The 19,104-nt window shown below is 71.3% G+C and carries 19 protein-coding genes, 1 other RNA gene and 1 pseudogene; 12 read left to right on the top strand and 9 right to left on the bottom strand.

What is annotated here, in order from left to right:
- Window positions 1-76 precede the first annotated feature (76 nt).
- Complete coding sequence (gene nadA / locus ACWIX7_RS02410) at window positions 77-1,108, top strand: quinolinate synthase NadA (protein WP_448620032.1); 1,032 nt, start codon at window positions 77-79, stop codon at window positions 1,106-1,108.
- A gap of 94 nt (window positions 1,109-1,202) precedes the next feature.
- Here nadA and ACWIX7_RS02405 read toward each other — a convergent pair whose 3' ends face one another.
- A complete protein-coding gene (locus ACWIX7_RS02405) occupies window positions 1,203-1,415 on the bottom strand; it encodes a hypothetical protein (protein ID WP_448620031.1) in 213 nt (70 codons plus the stop codon).
- Window positions 1,416-1,533: 118 nt separating this feature from the next.
- Window positions 1,534-2,289 carry a sulfite exporter TauE/SafE family protein gene (locus ACWIX7_RS02400; protein WP_448620030.1) on the bottom strand — a complete coding sequence of 252 codons (756 nt, stop codon included), beginning with the start codon at window positions 2,287-2,289 and terminating at the stop codon, window positions 1,534-1,536.
- A gap of 24 nt (window positions 2,290-2,313) precedes the next feature.
- On the opposite strand from ACWIX7_RS02400, the gene ACWIX7_RS02395 reads away from it, so the two are divergent.
- From ACWIX7_RS02395 to ACWIX7_RS02385, 3 genes are all read left to right on the top strand, one after another.
- Window positions 2,314-2,673, top strand: a complete 360-nt coding sequence (locus tag ACWIX7_RS02395; RefSeq protein ID WP_448620029.1) for a DoxX family protein — start codon at window positions 2,314-2,316, stop codon at window positions 2,671-2,673.
- Window positions 2,670-3,368 (top strand): alpha/beta fold hydrolase, encoded by a 699-nt coding sequence (locus tag ACWIX7_RS02390; RefSeq protein WP_448620028.1) that lies wholly within the window; start codon window positions 2,670-2,672, stop codon window positions 3,366-3,368. Before ACWIX7_RS02395 ends, ACWIX7_RS02390 begins: the two co-directional genes overlap by 4 nt.
- Before the next feature lie 115 nt (window positions 3,369-3,483).
- A complete protein-coding gene (locus tag ACWIX7_RS02385; RefSeq protein WP_448620027.1) occupies window positions 3,484-4,497 on the top strand; it encodes a methyltransferase domain-containing protein in 1,014 nt (337 codons plus the stop codon).
- Here ACWIX7_RS02385 and ACWIX7_RS02380 read toward each other — a convergent pair.
- Window positions 4,492-4,980, bottom strand: a complete 489-nt coding sequence (locus ACWIX7_RS02380) for a nucleoside deaminase (RefSeq protein ID WP_448620026.1) — start codon at window positions 4,978-4,980, stop codon at window positions 4,492-4,494. The two genes, ACWIX7_RS02385 and ACWIX7_RS02380, sit on opposite strands and share 6 nt — an antisense overlap.
- Window positions 4,981-5,032: 52 nt before the next feature.
- Here ACWIX7_RS02380 and ACWIX7_RS02375 point away from each other — a divergent pair, with 52 nt between their 5' ends.
- The 5 genes from ACWIX7_RS02375 to ACWIX7_RS02355 all read left to right on the top strand — a co-directional run bounded on the left by ACWIX7_RS02375 (window position 5,033) and on the right by ACWIX7_RS02355 (window position 9,353).
- Window positions 5,033-5,953, top strand: a complete 921-nt coding sequence (locus ACWIX7_RS02375; protein ID WP_448620025.1) for a hypothetical protein — start codon at window positions 5,033-5,035, stop codon at window positions 5,951-5,953.
- 48 nt (window positions 5,954-6,001) lie between these two features.
- A complete protein-coding gene (locus ACWIX7_RS02370) occupies window positions 6,002-6,721 on the top strand; it encodes a PIG-L deacetylase family protein (RefSeq protein WP_448620024.1) in 720 nt (239 codons plus the stop codon).
- A gap of 31 nt (window positions 6,722-6,752) precedes the next feature.
- Window positions 6,753-7,156: RNase P RNA component class A (rnpB, locus tag ACWIX7_RS02365), an RNA gene on the top strand.
- 821 nt (window positions 7,157-7,977) lie between these two features.
- The gene (locus tag ACWIX7_RS02360; protein ID WP_448620023.1) at window positions 7,978-8,541 is read left to right on the top strand and encodes a dihydrofolate reductase family protein; all 564 of its coding nucleotides are present in this window, start codon (window positions 7,978-7,980) and stop codon (window positions 8,539-8,541) included.
- Between the two features lie 176 nt (window positions 8,542-8,717).
- Window positions 8,718-9,353 (top strand): dihydrofolate reductase family protein, encoded by a 636-nt coding sequence (locus ACWIX7_RS02355; protein WP_448622122.1) that lies wholly within the window; start codon window positions 8,718-8,720, stop codon window positions 9,351-9,353.
- Between the two features lie 443 nt (window positions 9,354-9,796).
- On the opposite strand, the gene ACWIX7_RS02350 is transcribed toward ACWIX7_RS02355, so the two are convergent.
- From ACWIX7_RS02350 to ACWIX7_RS02335, 4 genes are all read right to left on the bottom strand, one after another.
- Window positions 9,797-10,666: a class I SAM-dependent methyltransferase gene (locus tag ACWIX7_RS02350; protein ID WP_448620022.1), complete on the bottom strand. Its 870-nt coding sequence runs from the start codon at window positions 10,664-10,666 to the stop codon at window positions 9,797-9,799.
- Between the two features lie 350 nt (window positions 10,667-11,016).
- Window positions 11,017-11,430: a hypothetical protein gene (locus ACWIX7_RS02345; protein ID WP_448620021.1), complete on the bottom strand. Its 414-nt coding sequence runs from the start codon at window positions 11,428-11,430 to the stop codon at window positions 11,017-11,019.
- Window positions 11,431-11,813: 383 nt separating this feature from the next.
- Complete coding sequence (locus ACWIX7_RS02340) at window positions 11,814-12,038, bottom strand: hypothetical protein (protein WP_448620020.1); 225 nt, start codon at window positions 12,036-12,038, stop codon at window positions 11,814-11,816.
- A gap of 78 nt (window positions 12,039-12,116) precedes the next feature.
- Window positions 12,117-13,067, bottom strand: coding sequence for an MFS transporter (locus tag ACWIX7_RS02335; protein ID WP_448620019.1), 951 nt, complete (start codon window positions 13,065-13,067; stop codon window positions 12,117-12,119).
- A gap of 251 nt (window positions 13,068-13,318) precedes the next feature.
- Here ACWIX7_RS02335 and ACWIX7_RS02330 point away from each other — a divergent pair, with 251 nt between their 5' ends.
- Complete coding sequence (locus ACWIX7_RS02330; RefSeq protein ID WP_448620018.1) at window positions 13,319-13,876, top strand: hypothetical protein; 558 nt, start codon at window positions 13,319-13,321, stop codon at window positions 13,874-13,876.
- Between the two features lie 52 nt (window positions 13,877-13,928).
- Entirely contained in the window at window positions 13,929-14,252 is a 324-nt protein-coding gene (locus ACWIX7_RS02325) for a hypothetical protein (protein WP_448620017.1), read from the top strand.
- 159 nt (window positions 14,253-14,411) lie between these two features.
- Here ACWIX7_RS02325 and ACWIX7_RS02320 read toward each other — a convergent pair whose 3' ends face one another.
- On the bottom strand, window positions 14,412-15,320 hold the full coding sequence (locus ACWIX7_RS02320) for a transposase family protein (protein WP_448620016.1): 909 nt from the start codon (window positions 15,318-15,320) through the stop codon (window positions 14,412-14,414).
- A 712-nt stretch (window positions 15,321-16,032) separates the two neighbouring features.
- Between ACWIX7_RS02320 and ACWIX7_RS02315 the strand changes: the two are divergent.
- Window positions 16,033-17,264: pseudogene (locus ACWIX7_RS02315) on the top strand (IS110 family transposase).
- 279 nt (window positions 17,265-17,543) lie between these two features.
- Here ACWIX7_RS02315 and ACWIX7_RS02310 read toward each other — a convergent pair.
- The gene (locus ACWIX7_RS02310) at window positions 17,544-18,941 is read right to left on the bottom strand and encodes an FAD-binding oxidoreductase (protein ID WP_448620015.1); all 1,398 of its coding nucleotides are present in this window, start codon (window positions 18,939-18,941) and stop codon (window positions 17,544-17,546) included.
- Window positions 18,942-19,104 lie beyond the last annotated feature (163 nt).

The raw sequence follows: 19,104 nt of genomic DNA, 5'->3' as shown, positions 1-19,104 counted from the left end.
ACGGGGTGCCCCGCGCCACAGTCGCCGTACCGCGCGGGGGATCATGTGGCCGCCGCCCATCCAGCCGAGGAGTTCCGTGACCGCCACCGTCGCGCCCGCCACCCCCGCCGTCGCCGGCGACGAGCGCACCCTCTCGCCGGCCGAGTACGAGACGTGGGCGGCAGAGGTCCGCCGGCTGGCCGAGGAGCGCGGCGCGGTGATCCTGGCGCACAACTACCAGGTCCCCGAGATCCAGGACGTCGCCCACTTCACCGGCGACTCGCTGTACCTGTCGCGGGTCGCGGCGCGGACCGACGCCCGCGAGATCGTCTTCTGCGGCGTCCACTTCATGGCCGAGACGGCGAAGATCCTCTCGCCGGGCAAGACCGTGCTGCTGCCCGACCACGAGGCCGGCTGCTCGCTGGCCGACTCCATCACCGCCGAGCAGCTGCGCGAGTGGAAGGCCGAGCACCCCGGCGCCGTCGTCGTCAGCTACGTCAACACCACCGCGGCGGTCAAGGCCGAGACCGACATCTGCTGCACGTCGTCCAACGCCGCCGACGTGATCCGGTCGGTCCCGGAGGACCGGGAGGTCCTCTTCTGCCCCGACCAGTTCCTCGGCGCGCACGTCAAGCGGGTGACCGGGCGGGAGAACGTCCACGTGTGGGCGGGGGAGTGCCACGTGCACGCCGGCATCAGCCCGTCCGACGTCCGCGCGCAGGTGGCCGCCCACCCGGACGCCGAGATCCTCGTGCACCCGGAGTGCGGCTGCACCACCTCGGTGCTCGACCTGGTCAGCCACGGCGACCTGCCGGCCGAGCGCACCCGGGTGATGTCCACCGGCGGCATGGTCGAGCAGGCCGCGACCACGCGCGCCGCGCAGGTCCTGGTGGCCACCGAGGTCGGCATCCTGCACCAGCTGCGGGCGCTCAACTCCGGGACGCAGTTCATCCCGATGAACGACCGCGCCGCCTGCCGCTACATGAAGATGATCACGCCGGCCAAGCTGCTGCAGACGCTGCGCACCGGCGAGGGCGCGGTGGACGTCGACGCCCAGACCGCCGCCCGGGCCCGCCGGGCCGTGGAGGCGATGATCGCGATCGGGGAGCCCGGCCGCGGCGGCGAGTGAAGGAGAAGGACCACCCTTCCCCCCACGCTTCGCAGGCTCAGCGCGGAGCCCTGAAGGGTGGCCGTTCCAGTACGTCCCAGGCCCCGGCCGGCGGCTACCGCAGGACGTCGTCGGAGATGTCGGTGACGATCGCCCGGAAGGTGCGGGTGTCGACCTCGTCGTCCACGGTGACGCGGACGATGTCGGAGACCTGCTGCTCGGACGTCGGCTGCACGGCCGCAGCCCGCGCCGCGGCGATCAGGTGCAGCTGCTGGACCCGGGCGGCGTCGTCCGCGTTCCGGACCGGGGAGAGTCGGTTCTCGCGCATGACCCGACGCTAAGCAGGGCTGTCGGCTGTGCGGGGACGCGCGGGGCGTGTCCGCGACCGGGTGGACCCCTCCGTCACACGTGTAACGCGGCCCACAGCGCAGCCGGGTCCACGCGGGTCAGATCCGGGTGAACAGGTAGATCGACACGACGATGCCGAACGCGACGATGAAGACCCGCAGCGGCGTGGCCGGGATCCGGGTGGCGATGCGGGCGCCGAGGAAGCCGCCGAGCAGGCTGGCCGGCGCGGCGACGGCGACGACCTGCCAGTCGACCGGCCCGAACAGGCCGAACACGACGACGGTGACGGTGGCGGTGACCGCCGAGAGCGCCGACTTCAGCGCGTTGGCCAGCTTCAGCCGGTGCAGGCCCACCCCGAGGACGCCGACCAGGATGACGCCGAGCGCGCCGCCGAAGTAGCCGCCGTAGACGGTCGCCAGGAACAGCGCCACGTACAGCCACCCCGGATCGCGCCGCGGACCGCCGTCCTCGGCCTGCTTCAACCGCCGGGTGAGCAGCGGCTGCACGGCCAGCAGCAGGCTGGCCAGCAGGACCAGCACGGGGACGACGACGTCGAAGGCCGCGGTGGGCGTCGTGAGCAGCAGGACGCTGCCGGTGACGCCGCCGAGCAGCGCGACCAGGCCGAAGCGGAGCAGCCGGGCGCGCTGGCCGGTGTACTCCGACCGGAAGCCGAGGACGCCGCCGAGGTAGCCCGGCCACTGGGCGATCGAGTTGGTGACGTTCGCGGCGACGGTCCCCAGCCCCAGCGCGACGAGCGTGGGGAAGAGGATCAGCGAACCACCGCCGGCGACGGAGTTGATCGCGCCGGCGACGAGGGCGACGCCCGCCGCGATGGCCAGGTCGAGGGCGGACACGAACGGCGAGCCTACGGTGACCCCGTGGAGCTCACGCGGACGGCGAGGGTCCTGGCGGCGGCGTTCGGCGGGTCGGGGGTGCTGCACCTGGTCCGGCCGCGGACGTACGAGTGGCTCGTGCCGCCGGAACTGGGCGACGCCCGCACGTGGGTGCACGTCAGCGGGGTGGCCGAGATCGGGACGGCCGGGCTGATGGCGGTGCCGTCGACGCGGCGGGCCGGGGGGTGGGCCGCGGCGGGGCTGCTGGTCGCCTTCGTGCCCGCGCACCTGCACACCTTCCGCGTCGTGCCGCGGCGGGCGCTGCCGATGACGGTGGCCGCCGTCCGGCTGCTGCTGCAGGCGCCGCTGGTCCGCATCGCGCTGGACGTGGCGCGGGGCCGGTGACCACCGTCGTCCTCGTGGCGGGGGCCTGGCACGGCGCCTGGTGCTGGGCGCGGGTGCTGCCGGCGCTGGAGCGGGCCGGGCACTCCGTCCTGCCCGTGCCGCTGACCGGGGTGGGGGAGCGGGCGCACCAGCTCTCGCCGGAGGTCACCCTCGCCACGCACGTGGAGGACGTCGTGACCGCGGTGCACGGCGCCGGCTGCCGCGACGCGGTCCTCGTCGGGCACAGCTACGGCGGGCTCGTCGTCACCGGGGCGGCCGACCGGCTGGGCGAGGAGGTCGGCCGCCTGGTCTACGTCGACGCCGTCGTCCCGACGCCGGGGCGGAGCTGGGCCGACTGCATCCCGCCGGAGGCGCGGGCTGCCCGCCGCGCGGTGATCGCCGAGCACGGGCACCTCCCGCCGCCGCCGGCATCGGCCTACGGGCTCACCGGGGACGACGCGGTGGAGCAGCGGCAGACCCCGCAGCCCGGTGGGGTGTACGAGGACCCGCTGCACTTCGACGCCGACCGGTGGGCCGCCCGGCCGCGCACCTACGTCGACTGCACCGCGCCGGCGCTGCCGACCATCGATCCCTCCCGCCGGCTCGTCCGGTCGCAGCCGGGGTGGGAGGTCGTCGAGCTGGCCACCGGCCACGACCCGATGGTCAGCGCGCCGGACGAGCTGGCTGCCGTCCTGCTGGAGGTCGCCGGCCGCTGACCGTGCGGTGGCGATCTGGGGATCGATGCGACGATCATCACGCCGTGGGAGACGGTGACGTGCAGGTCCCAGCGGGTGGCGGGGCCCCGCCCCGCCCCGAGCGGGTAGCGGGAGCATGAGCCGCCTCCTCGCCGCCGCCAAGCTCCTCCGCGGCGGCGGGCTGCCGTGGCTGCGCGTCGCCCGTGACGGTCTGGCCGCCGTCCGGATCGCGGTGGGCGCGGCAGGCCTGTCCACCGGCGTGCTCGAGTCCCTGCGGGACGGGCCGGCCGACACCGCCTCCGTGCGCGCGCAGCTGGGCCTCGACGACGGTGGCCTGCTCGAGGCGTGGCTGCGGGTGCTGCAGGGCCACGGACTCGTCCGCGTCTCGGCAGGCGGGTGGGCGCTGTCCCGGCGCGGACGGCGGCTGCTGGACGACGAGGTGCTGCGCGGCGCGTACGAGGGGTTCGCCGGCTTCCACACCGGGCTCTACCGAGAGCTCGCCCACCAGTTGCACGGGGGACCGCCACGCCGCGACGTCGCGGAACAGGGGGAGACGATCGCCCAGCTCACCCGCGCGATGGAGCCGGTCCTGCACGAGGCGCTGGGAGCCGCGGTGCGCGAGGTGCGCCCCACCCGGGTGCTGGACGTCGGCTGCGGAGCGGGGCAGAACCTGGCCGCGATGCTGGCCGCAGCGCCGACCGCGCAGGGCACGGGGATCGAGGTCGACGGGGCCGTCGCCGACATCGCCGAGCGGCTGCTCGCGCAGCGGGGGCTGGCCGGGCGGACCCGCGTGCTGCGCGGCGACGTCATGGCCCTGGCGGCCGGCGGCGAGGCCGGCGGCCCCTACGACCTCGTCCTCCTCGCGAACGTCGTCTACTACCTGCCGCTCTCCGAACGGGTCCCGCTGTTCCGGGCGCTCGCGGGGCTGCTGTCCGAGGGCGGCGCGGTGCTCGTCACGACGACCGCGGCCACGCCGGACCCGTTCAGCCGGCACTTCGACCTGCTGCTGCGCGCCCAGGGGCGGGGCATGGAGCTCCCCGAGGTCGAGCCGCTGCGGCAGCAGCTCGCCGAGGCGGGGCTGCGGCCCGCACCGGCCCGGTGGCTCGTGCCAGGGCAGCCGCTGGTCGCCGTGCTGGCCCGGGCGCTATGATGCCGGGTCCTGGCCGAACCTGCGGCGGTGCAGCTCGTGGACCTCCTCGTCGAGGCCGGCCACCGGGCCCTCGACCGGGACGCCCGGGGCGATCTCGTTGACGGGGAGGGCCTTCACCGGTGCCGGCGGGACGCCGAGCCCGGCCAGCCAGGACACCATCTGGGCCGACGAGCTGGCGTACACGATCCGGCCGAGCCCGACCCAGCCGTGGGCGGCCGCGCACATGGGGCAGTGCTCGCCGGAGGTGTAGACCGTCGCCGCGGCCCGCTCGTCGGGGGTCATGTGCTCGGCGGCCCAGCGGGCGATGGCGAACTCGGGGTGCTGGGTGGCGTCGCCCCCGGCCACGTGGTTGGAGTCCTCGAAGCGGACCCGCCCGTCGGCGTCGACCAGCACCGACCCGAACGGCTCGTCGCCGGACTCGAGGGCCCCGCGGGCGAGCGCCACGCAGCGGCGCAGGTGGGTGAGGTCCGCGTCGTCGACCATGCGCCCATCCTGGTCCAGGACGCCGGGGCCCGGGCTCTGGCAGGGTCGGCGGATGGACGACGGAGCCCTGGCATCCCGCCGTCAGCGCGCGGTCGCGGCCGCGGTGGCCGCCGGCCGGGCGGCCGGGCTGGCCGTACGCGAGCCGGAGGTCCTCTACGACGTCTTCTCGGTCGTCGTGCACCTCGCGCCGGCTCCGGTGGTGGTGGGGGTACCCACCGTGCTGCCCCGCACGGTCCGCGCCGACCCGGCGGGCCAGCTGGCGCAGATGGGGAGGGAGCTGGCCGTCGCCGGCTGGCTGGGCGACCGCGCGTACCCGGCGGTGCGTCCGGCGGCGCCGCAGCCGTGGGTGCACGACGGGCTCGCGATGACCGCGTGGCAGCTCGTGGACGTGAGCGCCGAGCCGGTGGCCGACGAGGCGGCCGGTGCCGCGGCCGCCCGCCTGCACGCGACCCTCGCCGACTGCCCGGTGGAGCTGGACTGGTGGTCCCCGCTGGACGCGTCGATCCCGGACGGGATCGACCAGCTCGGCGGCCTGCTGCCGGAGGAGGACGTCGAGCGGGCACGCGCCGAGTGGACGCTGCTGCGGCCGCTGGCCGAGGACCCGGCCGCCTTCGCCGTGGCCTTTCCCGGCGCGCACGTACAGCCGGTGCACGGGGACGCCCCGTTCTACAACCTCCTCCCGACAGCCGCCGGACCCGTGGCCTCCGACCTCGAGCACGTCCACTGCGGGCTGCGGGAGTGGGACCTGGCGGGCGCACCACCGGCCGTGCGGGCCGGCTACGCCGCCGAGGCCGCGCGCCTGGGTCTTCCGCCGCTGGACGACCGGTTGGCCGCGCTGGCCGAGCGCGGTCGCGACCTCCAGCTGCTCGCCGTCCTCCCGCTGGACGTCGAGCTGCCCGCGCTGTTCGATGGGCTGGCTCCGCTGGTGCAGGCTTGGCGGGAGAAGCCGCCGCTGGCCGACCTGTTGCGCTGACCGTCCGGGACTCGCGGTCCGTCGTCCTCCGGGGGCAGACTGCCCGCCATGCCACCGCTCCCGATGCCCGACGACTGGCAGCGTGCCCTGGTCGTGGCCGCGCACCCTGACGACATCGAGTACGGCCTCGCGGCCGCCGTCGCGGTCTGGACGGCGGCCGGCAAGGAGGTGCACTACCTGCTGGCGACCCGCGGCGAGGCGGGGATGGCCGGCCTCCCGCCGGCGGAGGCCGGTCCGGTGCGCGAGGAGGAGGAGCGCCGCTCGGCGGCCGTCGTCGGGGTCTCGGAGGTGGAGTTCCTCGACCACCGGGACGGCGTCCTCGTCGCCGGACCGGAGCTGCGCCGCGACCTGGCCGCGGCCATCCGCCGGCACCGCCCCGAGATGGTGGTCACCGGGTACTTCGGCGCGACCTGGACCCCGCCCGGCGTCTCGCCGGCGTACGTGAACTCCTCCGACCACCGCGCGCTCGGGCAGAGCGTCCTCGACGCGGTCGCCGACGCCGCCAACGAGTGGATCTTCCCCGACCTCGACGAGGAGCCGTGGCGCGGCGTCACGTACATCGCGGTCAGCGAGTTGCTGGACCCGCCGCACGAGGTGGACGTCGCCGACCAGGTCGAGAAGGCGGTGGCGTCGCTGTGCGAGCACCGCCGCTACCTCGAGCTGCTCTCCGACCAGCCGGTCGAGGAGCAGGCCCGGCAGATCGTCGACATGGGGACGATGACCGAGGACGAGCGGCGGCGGGTCGGCTTCCGGCTCTACTGGGGCTGAGGCCGGTCACTAGACTGGTCGGCACGACGGACGAGTCGGCCGGGCGGTCGCGTCGGCGGGGGAGACCCCGTCGCCGAGGAACGTCCGGGCTCCACAGGGCAGGGTGGTCGCTAACGGCGACCCGGGGTGACCCGCGGGACAGTGCCACAGAGAACAGACCGCCAGCGGCTCGCCGCTGGTGAGGGTGAAACGGTGGTGTAAGAGACCACCAGCGCACCGGGTGACCGGTGCGGCTCGGTAAACCCCACCCGGAGCAAGGTCGAGAGGGACGGCGGTCCGCCGCCGTCCTGCGCAGGCGTTCGAGGGCTGCCCGCCCGATGCCTGCGGGTGGACCGCTGGAGCCTGCCGGCAACGGCAGGCCTAGATGGATGGCCGCCCATCGGGATGCCGTGAGGCACCCGTGGACAGAACCCGGCGTACAGGCCGACTCGTCCGTCGCCTCCGCCTCAACCTGCGGTTCTGCGGTCAGAGGGCGGCGTCAGTCCGCACAGAGTCCGCAACTCGGCCGAGAACGGAGTCGACGGCGGCCCTCGTCCGGTCGTCGGAGTCGGGCCAGAGGTGGCTGTAGGTGTCGAGCGTCTCGGCGGCGCTGGCGTGCCCGAGCCGGGGCCTGGACGGTCCTCACCGACTTCCCGTGCCGGATGAGCAGGCTGGCGTAGAAGTGCCGGAGGCCGTGCATGGTGACCCCGCTGAGGCCGGCCCGCTTCAGCGCCGGGCGCCAGATGCGTTCGGAGAACGCCGTGCCGTTCTTTGGTGAAGACCTGAGCTTGGCGGAAAAGGCTGGAGTAGCGGGCTCAAAGTCGTCGCGGGCGTCATGTCGTTGGTTGTTTACGGCGATTGTCGGCCAAGGTCAGGTCGCCTTCTTGCCGGCTACAGGTGCTGATGACGATCAGCTCCGGGATGCACCGGCTCGCGTCACGCGGCCCCTGCGACCCGGTGGCGTGGATGTCGAGCGGCGGCCGGACGACAAGGCTGCGACCGGCCGGCAGGGTGTCCCGGTTGTCCTCCCCGTGCGGGAAGGTCTACGGGGCGGGTCTTACGGGACGGCAGACGAGGGGCGCCTGCTCTGTCCTGCGGTGTTCCCGGTGAGGTTCGCTGACCGGTCGTCCTACGGGGCGCTGTGCCGGTCGTCGTTCCCTTCCGCACGCAGCATCCGCTTGGCGCGGTGGTCGACCGGCCCTCGGTGTGGTCTTACCGATCAATTTCCGCGCCGTGTTGGTCTGTACGCCGGATACCGGCTCACGGGAGGCTACGCCATGCGGAAGCTGACCTCTGGCATGAACCTGAGCCTGGACGGCTACATCGCCGCGCCCGGCGACGACCTCGGCTGGAGCGTGCCGAGCGACGAGCTGTTCCAGTGGTGGTCCGACCGGGTGAGGGCGACGGGCCTGGCGCTGTACGGGCGCAAACTGTGGGAGACGATGAGCTCCCACTGGCCGACCGCCGACCAGCAGCCTGGCGCCGCACCGGCGCAGATCGAGTTCGCCCGCCGCTGGCGGGACATGCCGAAGGTGGTGTTCTCCTCGACGACCAGCGCGGTCGACTGGAACGCCCGCCTGGTCACCGGCGACGCTGTCACCGAGATCACCCGGCTCAAGACCGAGGATGGCGGTCCCATGGACGTCGGCGGCGCCACCCTCGCCGCGGCGGCCATGCGGGCCGGGCTGATCGACGAGTACGCGATCGTCACCCACCCGGTCCTGGTGGGCGGCGGCACGCCGTTCTTCACGGCCCTGGACAACTGGGTGAACCTGAACCTGGTGGAGACCCGGACGTTTCCCGACGGCGTGCTCTTGACCAGGTACGAGACCAGGCGGTGAATACCCGACCTCGGATCGGCGCGGGCTCGGGCCACCCAAGGATCTCATGGCCGTCAGGGGATCCGCCACCGGACGTCTCGACACGGGAGTCCTGACGTAGCGCGATGAGTCGGCCCTCGCGGCGCAGTCGAACTCATCAAGAGAACGCAACGGATGAGGGGTCAGCAGTGACGCAGATGGTCCGAGTGCACAACTTCATGGTCTCCAGCGACGGCTACGGCGCCGGTGAAGGACAGAGCTTGGAACGCCCGTTCGGCCACGCCGACCCTGCTCAGCTCGGCGCCTGGGCCTTCGCGACGGCGAGCTGGCCCAACCGGACCGACCCGGGAGGGAGCCGCGGTCTGGACGACTACATGGTCCGAGACTTCCACCGCAACATCGGCGCCGAGATCATGGGCCGCAACAAGTTCGGCCCGCAGCGCGGGCCCTGGACCGACCACGACTGGCAGGGATGGTGGGGCCAGCAGCCCCCGTTCCACACGCCGGTCTTCGTCATGACCCACCACGATCGCCCCTCCTTCCGGCTGTCCGACACCACCTTCCACTTCGTCGGCGGTGACCCAGCCACAGTGCTGCAGCGCGCGTTCGAGGCAGCCGACGGCAAGGACGTCCGGTTGGGCGGCGGCGCCAACACCATCCGGCAGTTCCTCGACGCCGACCTCGTCGACACCCTGCACGTCGCCGTCGCCCCGGTGGAGCTCGGCGCCGGGTCCCGGCTGTGGAACTCCCCCGAAGAGCTCCTGGAGCGCTACCACTGTGACGTCGTGCCCAGTCCCAGCGGCGTGGTACACCACCTGTTCTGGCGGCGCTGACAGCGGCCGCTCGATTGATCCGCTACGGCCGCGTCCGAAACCGGTCGGTCGCCGGAGCCACCATGTCCCGCGGGGGATCCCTTCCGGGCACCCCGGGGACCGCTCCGACGAACGCCCCGGACGTCGCCGCAGCGGTTCCTTGTGCGCGACGCCCTCATCCCTGACCGCCGACACGGGGCGTCGAGGTGGTCGCCGAGCGCGGGTACCCGCGTGCTCATCGTCGTCATTGCGCGGCGCAGTTGGAGGCTCAGCCTCCGCGCGGTATTACCAGTAGGATTGCTCCTAGGTTGACTCAGTACGTCTCGCAGCGAAGCGGGTGTCCGCGCATCGCCCAGGGTCTTCTCGCCCACTCCGGAACTAGCTTGGCATCATTTTAACTATTTGAAGTCGATCTACGAGCAATCCTTTCGGTAACGCTGTCCGTACACCCCTGGTAGCCGGGCTCAGCGACGTGTCCCCAGCACGAGCAGGTACTCGCGTGTGTGGACGATCTCGCCGTTCGACCGATAGTTCGTCTCGAAGAAGTCGACCCAGTCGCGATGCAGCTCCTCACGGCGATCGCCGAGTGACTCGGCCAGCGTTTTCGTCGGGCCGTAGCTCGTCGAGAAGAGCTCCCAGTACGCCTCGCCCGAAGGTACCCGCAGGGTCGAAACGTGCTCCTCGAGCACGAGCTCGAAAGACTCGCCGAGCAGCTCGTGGACGCGACCCTCGTCGCCCCAGTCAAACGGGCTGCTAGGCAGCGGCGCCGGCTGGTACGGCGCCATGACCTTGAACATCTTCGCCAGGCCGCCCGTGGGCGTCCAGTTGGCGAGCGCGATCTGCCCACCGGGCCTCGTCACGCGCCCGAGCTCGCGCGCGGACGCCTCGTGATTGGGCGCGAACATGATTCCGCAGGTCGAGGAGACCTTGTCGAAGCTCGCATCCGCGAACTCCAGCCGCTCGACGTCTCCGACGACGTAGTTGATCCCGAGGCCAAGGTTTCTGGCGCGCTCCCTCGCAGTCTCGATCAGGACGGGCGCCAGGTCGAGCCCGGTCACGCGCGAGCCCGCGGCGCAAGCGCGCTCGGCAACGGCGCCTGTGCCACAAGCAAGGTCAAGCCAACGGTCGCCCACCTGAGGCGCCAACCGCTCGACGACGATCTGGTGGATGTCGGTGACTGTCTCGGTGATCCGCTGGTAGGGCCCGTTGCCCCACATCCTGGCCTGCCGCTGCTTAAGCTCCTCGTAGCCCACTGCAACTCCCTTACTCGTTTCACTCCACGAGACGGAACAGGCGTGCTCCATCTTCCCAATCTCCGGCGGCTTGTTCAGCATGGCCAACCTCATCGCCGCCATCTAAAAATCTTCACTGGATGGATTGCTCGTAAGTTGACGTCGAATGGTACCGGTGTGCCCGGGCGGACCACGAGTGCCGCAGAAAGCCAGGTCAGGCGCCACAAGCGTCGCGCCTGGAGTGAACTCGGGTCAACCTACCAGCAATTCTTTTAGTAAGACTCCACCAGATCCAATACAGCTCCACCAGATCCAAGACAGTTCACAGGGGCGAAGCTCACCAGTGAATCGCAGGCGTGGCATCAAGACTGCTGCGACGGTGCACTAGCTAGCTGCGGCGGATGACCGAGGTGCGATTGAGCGTGCGGGGGATGGAGTCGCCAGACGCGGTCCTAGACGGTCACGTGGTACATGAGAATGATGTCCTGCAGCGAGAAGTCATCCTTCGTATTGGTGGGCGTGCTCTCCGGGAAGCTGACCGCCTCGACTCTGAGCGTGTTCGGGCTGGCGGCGCTCAGGACTCCCTGACCGACGTTGACCCACTGGGTATTGTGGTGCTGCGCCTCTTCGATTTGATCAGAAATGGCAGCGTAGCGGTCGGGAAGAATCTCACCGACGGTAGCGCCGTTGATCTTTACGATGACCGAGTCCGCAGCCGCCGTCAGGCCCTTCACCATAAAAGTCAAAACCGCGTCGCCGCCGTTGTAGTCGGGAATGTCGAAGACCTCCGAGTGGACGGGATCACTATCACCGATGAGGACTGAAACATCTCCCCGGATAACATGGAAGTTCGCTACGGTGGTCATGGCATTCCTCGCGTGTCCAGCGGTCCAGCCGGATGCCGAGCCGGTGTACTACGGAGTCGGCTAGGTGCCTTTTGATACATCACGGCTTGCTGCAAGGGGATCCCTGCGGGACGTCGACGCCGCGCTCGAAGACCGCGTGGCCGTCGCCCGTAGGGGGGTTCCTCCACCGAGACGGCATCGGCGCCGCGGCTGGAACTGCAGGTCGGCACGGGCCGCTCAAGGGCCCAAGACGACGTCAGCGCCAGGTGCTCTGCCCTCTCGCTGGCGCTGCGAGCAGTCGATGACTCGCACCTTGAAGTGGCAACCGCCGCCAGCGCGGCGGCGAGATCGACGACGCAGACGGTCACGGCTGTCAGCCGTTTGATGGCACGCACCGCACGACGTCAGGCCAGATCGACTTGCACGGAGCTCCGTTCACGTCGGTGGCCACGGTCGACCTGCCCCTTCCTGAACTCCTCCTCGATGCTGCGGGCGATCCCGGCCAGGGTGCGATCGGCGGCGGCCTCATCCATGGTCTCCCACGACGTCTCTGGACCGCCGAAGCCCTGGATCGCCCGCTCCGAGGCGGGTGGCTCGGCCCCGTCCACAGGCACCCAGAGGATCCGCACGAGTCCGGCTGAGGATCGGCTGCGAGACACCGGCGGCCGACTGCCCCGGCCGCTCCAACCTCGCCGTAGCCGGTTCGGCTACCGGGGCACGTCGTCAGCGGGTGCCGCGCGAGGTGCCACCTGCCGGAGCAGGACTGCGGCTGCTGCGGCCGCGGTGGCGGCGAGCAGCCAGCCCAGCGGCGTCCCCGTGAGTGGAAGGGGGAGCTGTTCTGTCGTGGCGGCGACGAGCAGGACGGCGGCGACGCCGAGGGCGGTGCCGAGTTGGGCGGCGGTGTTGAGCACGCCGCCGGCGGTGCCTTGCAGCGTCGGTGCGACGTCGGTGCCCAGGGAGGTGGCGGCCACCGAGGAGACGCCGATGCCGAGTCCGGAGACGCCCACGGCGGCCGGCAGGACCCACGGGCCCAGGCTGTCGGCCAGCAGGGCGGCGTTGCCGGCGGCGATGACGGTTAGGCCGACGCTGGCGGCGGTGCGGGTGGGGAGGCGGCGCAGCAGGTGGGCGGCCAGGGCCGCGCCCACGACGACGCAGAGGCTGAAGGGCACCAGGGCCAGCCCCGCCGCGCTGGCGCTGTGCCCCTGGACCTGCTGCACGTGCAGGGTGGCGAGGGTGACCGCCGAGCTGGTCGTGGCGGTGTTGGCGAAGGAGGCGAGCGCGCCGGAGCGCAGGTGGGGGTCGCGCCCGGCCGCCGGGGTGACGAGCGGGTCGCCGGCGCGCCGCTCGACGGCCGGCAGGACGGCGGCGGCCGCCGCGCCGGCGAGCAGCAGCCCGACGGCCGCACCGCGGTGCGCGGCCCCCTCGAGCAGCGCGGCGCCGGTGACGACGGCCGCGACCGCGGCGGTGCGGCCGACGGCGAGCAGCAGGAGCACCGCCAGCGGCACGTTGGCCCAGAACAGCAGCCGCCAGCCGGCCAGGTCGGTCAGCACGCCGCCGAGGACCAGCCCGCTGGCCCCGGCGGCGGCGCCGGTCGCGCTCCAGGCGGCCAGCGCCCGCCGCCGCGCATCTCCCTGCGGTGCGGCGGCGGTCAGCAGCACAGGTGCCGTTGTAGCTCACATGGATTGTTTTCCAGTCATAGCAGTAGAAGGCGGGATGCATGCCCGAGCGCTTGGCAGCCATGCGACGCATGTTCAGCGACTGCGCCGAGCGGACTCCCTGCCTGCCTTCGGGTTCAACGCGGGAGTGACGGCGCGGTGACGCCCCACCGTCATCCTGCGCCTGACGTGAGGGGCGGCGATAAGGGGCGACAAGGAGAGTCGCTCTGTGGGCTCTTCCCAGGGAGGTTCACATGAGGGTTCGGCCATTGATCATTGTGGTCGCAACATCCGGCATCGGCGCAAAGCTTGGTGGTTTGCTCTCCCGTCCGATGGGCGCGCGGGGACAGGTGCAGGGCGCGGTCACATCCGTCATAGAGGATATCGCCGGCACGGTGAACGCCGCGCAGAGCGGCTCGCCCCGGTTCCGATCGGCACGGCTGCGTTGGCTCCGGGAGGTGCGCGACATGGACAACCCCGGACGCCATGCGGTCGTTTTTATCATCTGCACGGACCCGACCCGTTGCCCCAGCCAATTCACCGTGCCGGCTGGTAAGCGCCTCGTGATCGAATACGTCTCGGCCCGTCTGACGACGCCTGCCGGGCAGGCGAGCGCAATCGGTTTCCACACCACGACGAACGGGACCGGGGCCACCTCATATATCCCGTCCGAAGAGGGCGCGGGGGACGAACGCATCGTCGGCCGGCGCGTGTGGCTGACGGCTGATCCAGGATCGACCGTTGTGTACCAGTCAGCGGGTGCGGCGAGCGGGGACATGGTGTTAAGCGGATACCTCATCGACGTGCCTTGAGCTTGACCTGCAATCAGACTTCCCGGGCACGACAGCAAGGAGTGGAGCATCGATGCCAACTGAGGTGGCCTTCTCGGCGAGTCAGAGCATCACCGGAGCTACCGCTATCGGGGACTTGGCAACGGACCTCTATGCGCGGATCCGTGTGCTGGCGAGACAAACCGGTGGCGACTCAACCCTTGAGGTCAGACTTGTCCTTGCGGAGGGCGAGGGTGCTCCCGGGGACCTTGATCGCTATCTCCTCGACCACGGCGAGTCAGTGCAGAGGGTCTACGAAGTTCCTGGCACGCGCCTCATGGTGTATGTCACGCCTCTCCAGTCCGAGGCCAGCGGGATCGACGTGTTGATCTGGGGCTATAAGGCACCAGGCGAGTAGGACGCAAGGCTCAGATGGGAGGGGTGGCGGCCAGACGTGTGCGAGCAGTCCAGCAGCCGAACCGGACACAGCATCTCGACGGGTTCCAGAGCTACATCGCTAACGACCTCGTGCATGGTTAGCCGCGGGCCGTCGTTGACCTGTTCAGGGCCAGTTCGATCACGCGGTGGTGCCGGCCGGGAGAGCCTTCGGCGGGCGGTGAAGCTGATCAGGTCGTGAGGCTCGTTCCTGGCTGGAGACCAGTCCGGCGACCGCGGGCAGGATCGTGTCGAGGTGTTCGCGTCGGCCGAGATGTCGTGACAGGGCTCGCCAGTTCTTCAGGTGGCTGATGCCGTGCTCGACGCGGATCCGCTGCGCCGAACGGGCCCGGCGTTCGGCCTCGTGCGCCGCGGCGACGGCGGGGAAGACCGGGATCTGGTTCTTCCGCCGGGCCCGTCGCGGGGTGACCACCGCGCCGGCTGTCTGGGTGCTCAGGCCCTGGTAGCCGGCGTCGGCGAGCAGGGTGACGCCGGGGATGAGGGCCAGCAGCTCGACCAAGCCGGCCTGGCGGACCTGGGCCAGATCGTGGATGGCGCCCGGCCGGGTCTGCCCGCAGAACAACAGCCGCCCGGCGGCATCGGTGATGACCAGCGCCTTGACGGTGTTTGCCCGGGCCTTGCCCGAGACGAACCGCTGGCGACCGACCCGACCCGCTGCCGGGCGACGCACCCGGACCTCGGTGGCATCCAGCAGGCCGAGCTGCCTGCTGGCACCCAGGTGGGCGACCACGTCGGCCAGGGTGCGCAGCCGGATCCCGCCGGCGACGGTGCAGCCGCGCTCGGCCAGCAGCGGGCGCACCTCGCTGACCGCCCGGGTGATCGTCGAGCGGGAGACCCTGAACCAGCAGGCCAGTACGTCGTGGGTGACCCCGTGGCGCAGGTGGACAAGGGTGGCCAGCAGCCGGTCGATGAACACCAGCCGGTACCGGGCGCCAGCTCCGACCGCTCGTTGACGCGGCCGATCGGCCAGTCGCGCGTCCTGACGCGCCTGCCAGCGCGGTCCCAGCTCGGCGACCAGCTCCGCCAGCACTTCCCGAGACAGTCCAGTCACTCGGCGATCGGCGACAGCGGCGGCTCGGGCCAGCGTTCTCGACACGCCACGACCCTGCCCCGTCCGTCACGAGCAAGCCGTCCCGCCAACCATGCACGAGGTCGTTAGGGACAGTGGGCGGCCAGAAAGACTGGGGGATGAGGCTCAACAAGGGGACAGCCCCGGTGTAAGCGGGGCTGTCCGTGGCGGCTCGCGGTGTGCCAGCCACGAGGTCTCTCAGATGACTGGACCTGTCGCGCGTCGTCAAGCTGACCGTACTCCTGCTTCGCCGATTCGGCCGTGTCCACGGCCGGCAAAGCTGACCTCCGACGTGCGACGCGGCACTGACCGCCGGTCCCGGGCGATGAACCGTCTAACGCTCGCCGGTGGCGAGGGTTCACGCACCGCCACTGAGCGCCCTCCGGTGGTGGCGGCCACGAGAGGAACCGTCGGCGACGGCACTGTCCCTAATGGGGCTGCATCCGGTCGGCTTGCAGCAGGATCGGGTGTCCGAGCCGCCGGCGGGTGAGCACTGCTTGTCCCGGGTCCGCTGATCGAGACCCACACTCAGACCGTGCCCCCGCCGGTGCGCGAGGAGGAGCGGATGGCCGGTGGGATGGCGTGCCATGGAGCACTGATCCATTAGGTCGCCACTGCCTTCTCCTCCAGGTTTGGGCCGAGTAGGTGCCGAACCTGGAGGAGGCCGCGCAGGGTGCTGTTCATCGGGAACGACTGGGCCGAGGCCCATCACGACATCGAGCTTGTCGACGAGGGACGGCCGGCGGCTGGCCCGCCGGCGACTGTCCGAGGGAGTGGAGGGCCTGGCGGCGCTGCACGCGCTGATTGCCGACCATCTCGCCGGGGACGATGAGACCGACCAGGTGGTCGTCGGCATCGAGACCGACCGCGGGCCGTGGGTGCAGGCGCTGATTGCGGCCGGCTACACCGTCTACGCGGTCAATCGACTGCAGGTCGCCCGCTACCGCGAACGGCACGGTACATCCGGAGCCCAGAGCGATCCCGGAGATGCGCACGTGCTGGCCGAACTCGTCCGCCTGGATCGCGCCCATCACCGCCCGGTGGCCGGAGACTCCGCCCTCGCCGAGCACCTGAAGGTGCTCACCCGCACCCACCAGTCGATGATCTGGTCCCGGCCCCGGCAGACCAACGCACTGCGGTCGATACTGCGCGAGTTCTATCCCGGCGCGCTGGTCGCCTTCGACGACGAGCTGGCCGGCCGCGATGCCCTGGCCATCCTGGGCATCGCCCCCTCCCCGGAGGCCGGCCGCCGCCTCTCACTGAGCAAGATCGCCGCCGCACTGCGGCGGGCCGGTCGCCAGCGCAACCTCGAGTCGACAGCCGAGCGGATCTCCGCCGCGCTGCGCGCGCCGAAGCTGGAAAGCCCACCCCGGCGTGGTCGGCGCCTACACCGCCGCGGTGCGCTCCCTGGTCACCGTGATCACCGCGCTGGTCACCCAGACCGAGGTGCTCCAGAGCGAGGTGGAGGCGGGTTTGGCCGGCACCCGGACGCTGAGATCTACCTGAGCCAGCCCGGGCTTGGGCCGATCCTGGGCGCCGGGTGCTCGCCGAGTTCGGCGACGACCCGCACCGCTACGCCGATCCCAAGGCCCGCAAGAACTACTCCGGCATGGCCCCGATCACCCGCGCCTCCGGCACCCGCCCGATCGTGCTGGCGCGCTACGCCCGCAACCGCCGCCTCGCCGACGCCCTCTACCACCAGGCCTTCACCGCGCTCGGCGTCTCGCCTGGCGCCCGGAACTACTACGACCGCCAACGGACCCGCGGGGCCACCCACCACCAGGCCCTGCGCGCTCCGGCCAACAGGCTGGTCGCATCCTGCACGGCTGCCTCCGCCACCACAGCACCTACGAGGAGAGCACTGCCTGGCCGCCCGCCGACACCGCTCGAGACACCGCCGCTTGACGGTCTACGGCCGTGGGATGTCTGAGTGGGCCGCTATGGGCGACTCGCTTCCCGGTTGATCCACCCCGACCCGCAGCCCTGTCCCGCAAGGCGATCGCCTTGTGCAGCTTGTCGGCGTCATCGATGCGCGGGTGCCGGGCCAGCAGTGACGGCAGCGCCCACACGACGAACACGATTGCGACGACGGCGATAAGCCCGAGGCCGATCAGAACAAGTGGGCGTCGCCGTTGTAGGCGCTGGCGCACCGAGTCCCGGCGTCAGAATGCGCCGAGGGATGCCTCATACGGCCGAGGGCGTGATGTTGGCATTGTGCCGGAAGACGTTGTCCGGGTCGTAGACCGCCTTAATCTGCGCCAGACGTGCGTACTTGGATCCGTAGCTGGCTCGCACCCACCGGTCGGGGAACTCCGAACTGTCGTTGACGTAGCTTCCCCTGCTCAACGCGTGGTCCTGCAGTGCGCTCCAGAAGGACCGGACCCAAGCACGATCGGTGGCCAGCACCTCCGGGCTTTCGGCGAACGCCAGGATGAACACGCTGAACCGCGGGGAGCGCCCACCGCCGAAGGCGGTCTCGTCCTCGCCGACCTCGGAGTAGGCGGCGTCCAAGCGGTAGAGGAACATCACCGACGACGGCGAGGTCTTCCGTGGCCAGTGCTCGGTGATCAGGTCGATGACGTCGTCGGTGAGCTGGGCGACCTGGGTGCCCTTGTCGTAGACCAGGGAGCCCCACGCGGCGGCCTCGTCGGTGAACTGCTGGACCTGCACGTACGGCATCGGTGTGACCAGGTCGAACAGCGGGGGGACCTGCTCGCGGATCCGGTCGATCACCGCGGTGTGCTCGTCGGCGGACCCGAACCCCGTGACCAGCAGCGCGTAGCCCGGCTGCAAGTGGTGCCGCTCGGGTACGAATGGTGCCGGCGGGGCGTTCAGGCCGACGATCATGATGTTGACGTCGCGGGGCAGGTCGTCGATCACGTCCCGGGCCACGCGCAGCATGGTCGGCCCCTGGTCCAGTCCCCAGAAGAGGAAGCCGAACTGCACGATCGGCCCGACCGGGTGCAGCCGGAACTCAAAGGCGGTGACCACCCCGAAGTTGCCGCCGCCGCCGCGGATCGCCCAGAACAGGTCGGGGTTCTCTTCCGCCGAGGCGTGGACCACCCGCCCGTCCGCCAGCACGACCTCGGCTCCGACCAGATTGTCGATGGCGAGCCCGTGCCGGCGCGTGAGGTGGCCCATCCCGCCACCGAGGGTCAGACCGCCGAGCCCGGTGTGGCTGACCATGCCGGCGGGCGTGGCCAGCCCGTGCGCCTGGGCGGCCGCGTCGAGGTCACCGTTGAGCGCTCCGCCTTCGACCCGCGCTCGGCGGCGCAGCGGGTCCACGTCGACCTGCCGCAGGAGGCTCAGGTCGATCATGACGGCACCGTCGGCCACCGCGACTCCGGCGGCGTTGTGGGCCCCACCCCGTACCGAGACCTCCAGTCCGTGGCGTCGGGCGAACCCGATGACCGTGCTCACGTCCGCCGCGTCGGCGCAGCGGGCGATCAGGGCTGGTCGACGGTCGACGGCGGCGTTCCACACCTGGCGGGCGTCGTCGTAGTCCGGATCCGCCGGAGTGATCAGGCGGCCGGCGAGAACGTGGCGGAGCTCCTGCAGCTCCCCACCGAGCACCTGCGTCATCGCCACTCCTCATCTCTGTGCGACCGACGCAGTGGGGCCAGCCACACGATCTCCACGCGGTCGGGTCCCGGAGCCGATCTCTTGGCTGGGCACCACCGATTCCTGGACGCTAGAGGGGATGCGTCATGTGCACGTCACCAGCCCGTCACCGACCCGATGGGCG

Source organism: Geodermatophilus sp. URMC 65 (assembly GCF_053502545.1).
Note: the sequence above shows the minus strand (reverse complement) of the source record. Positions and strands in the feature narration are given on the sequence as shown.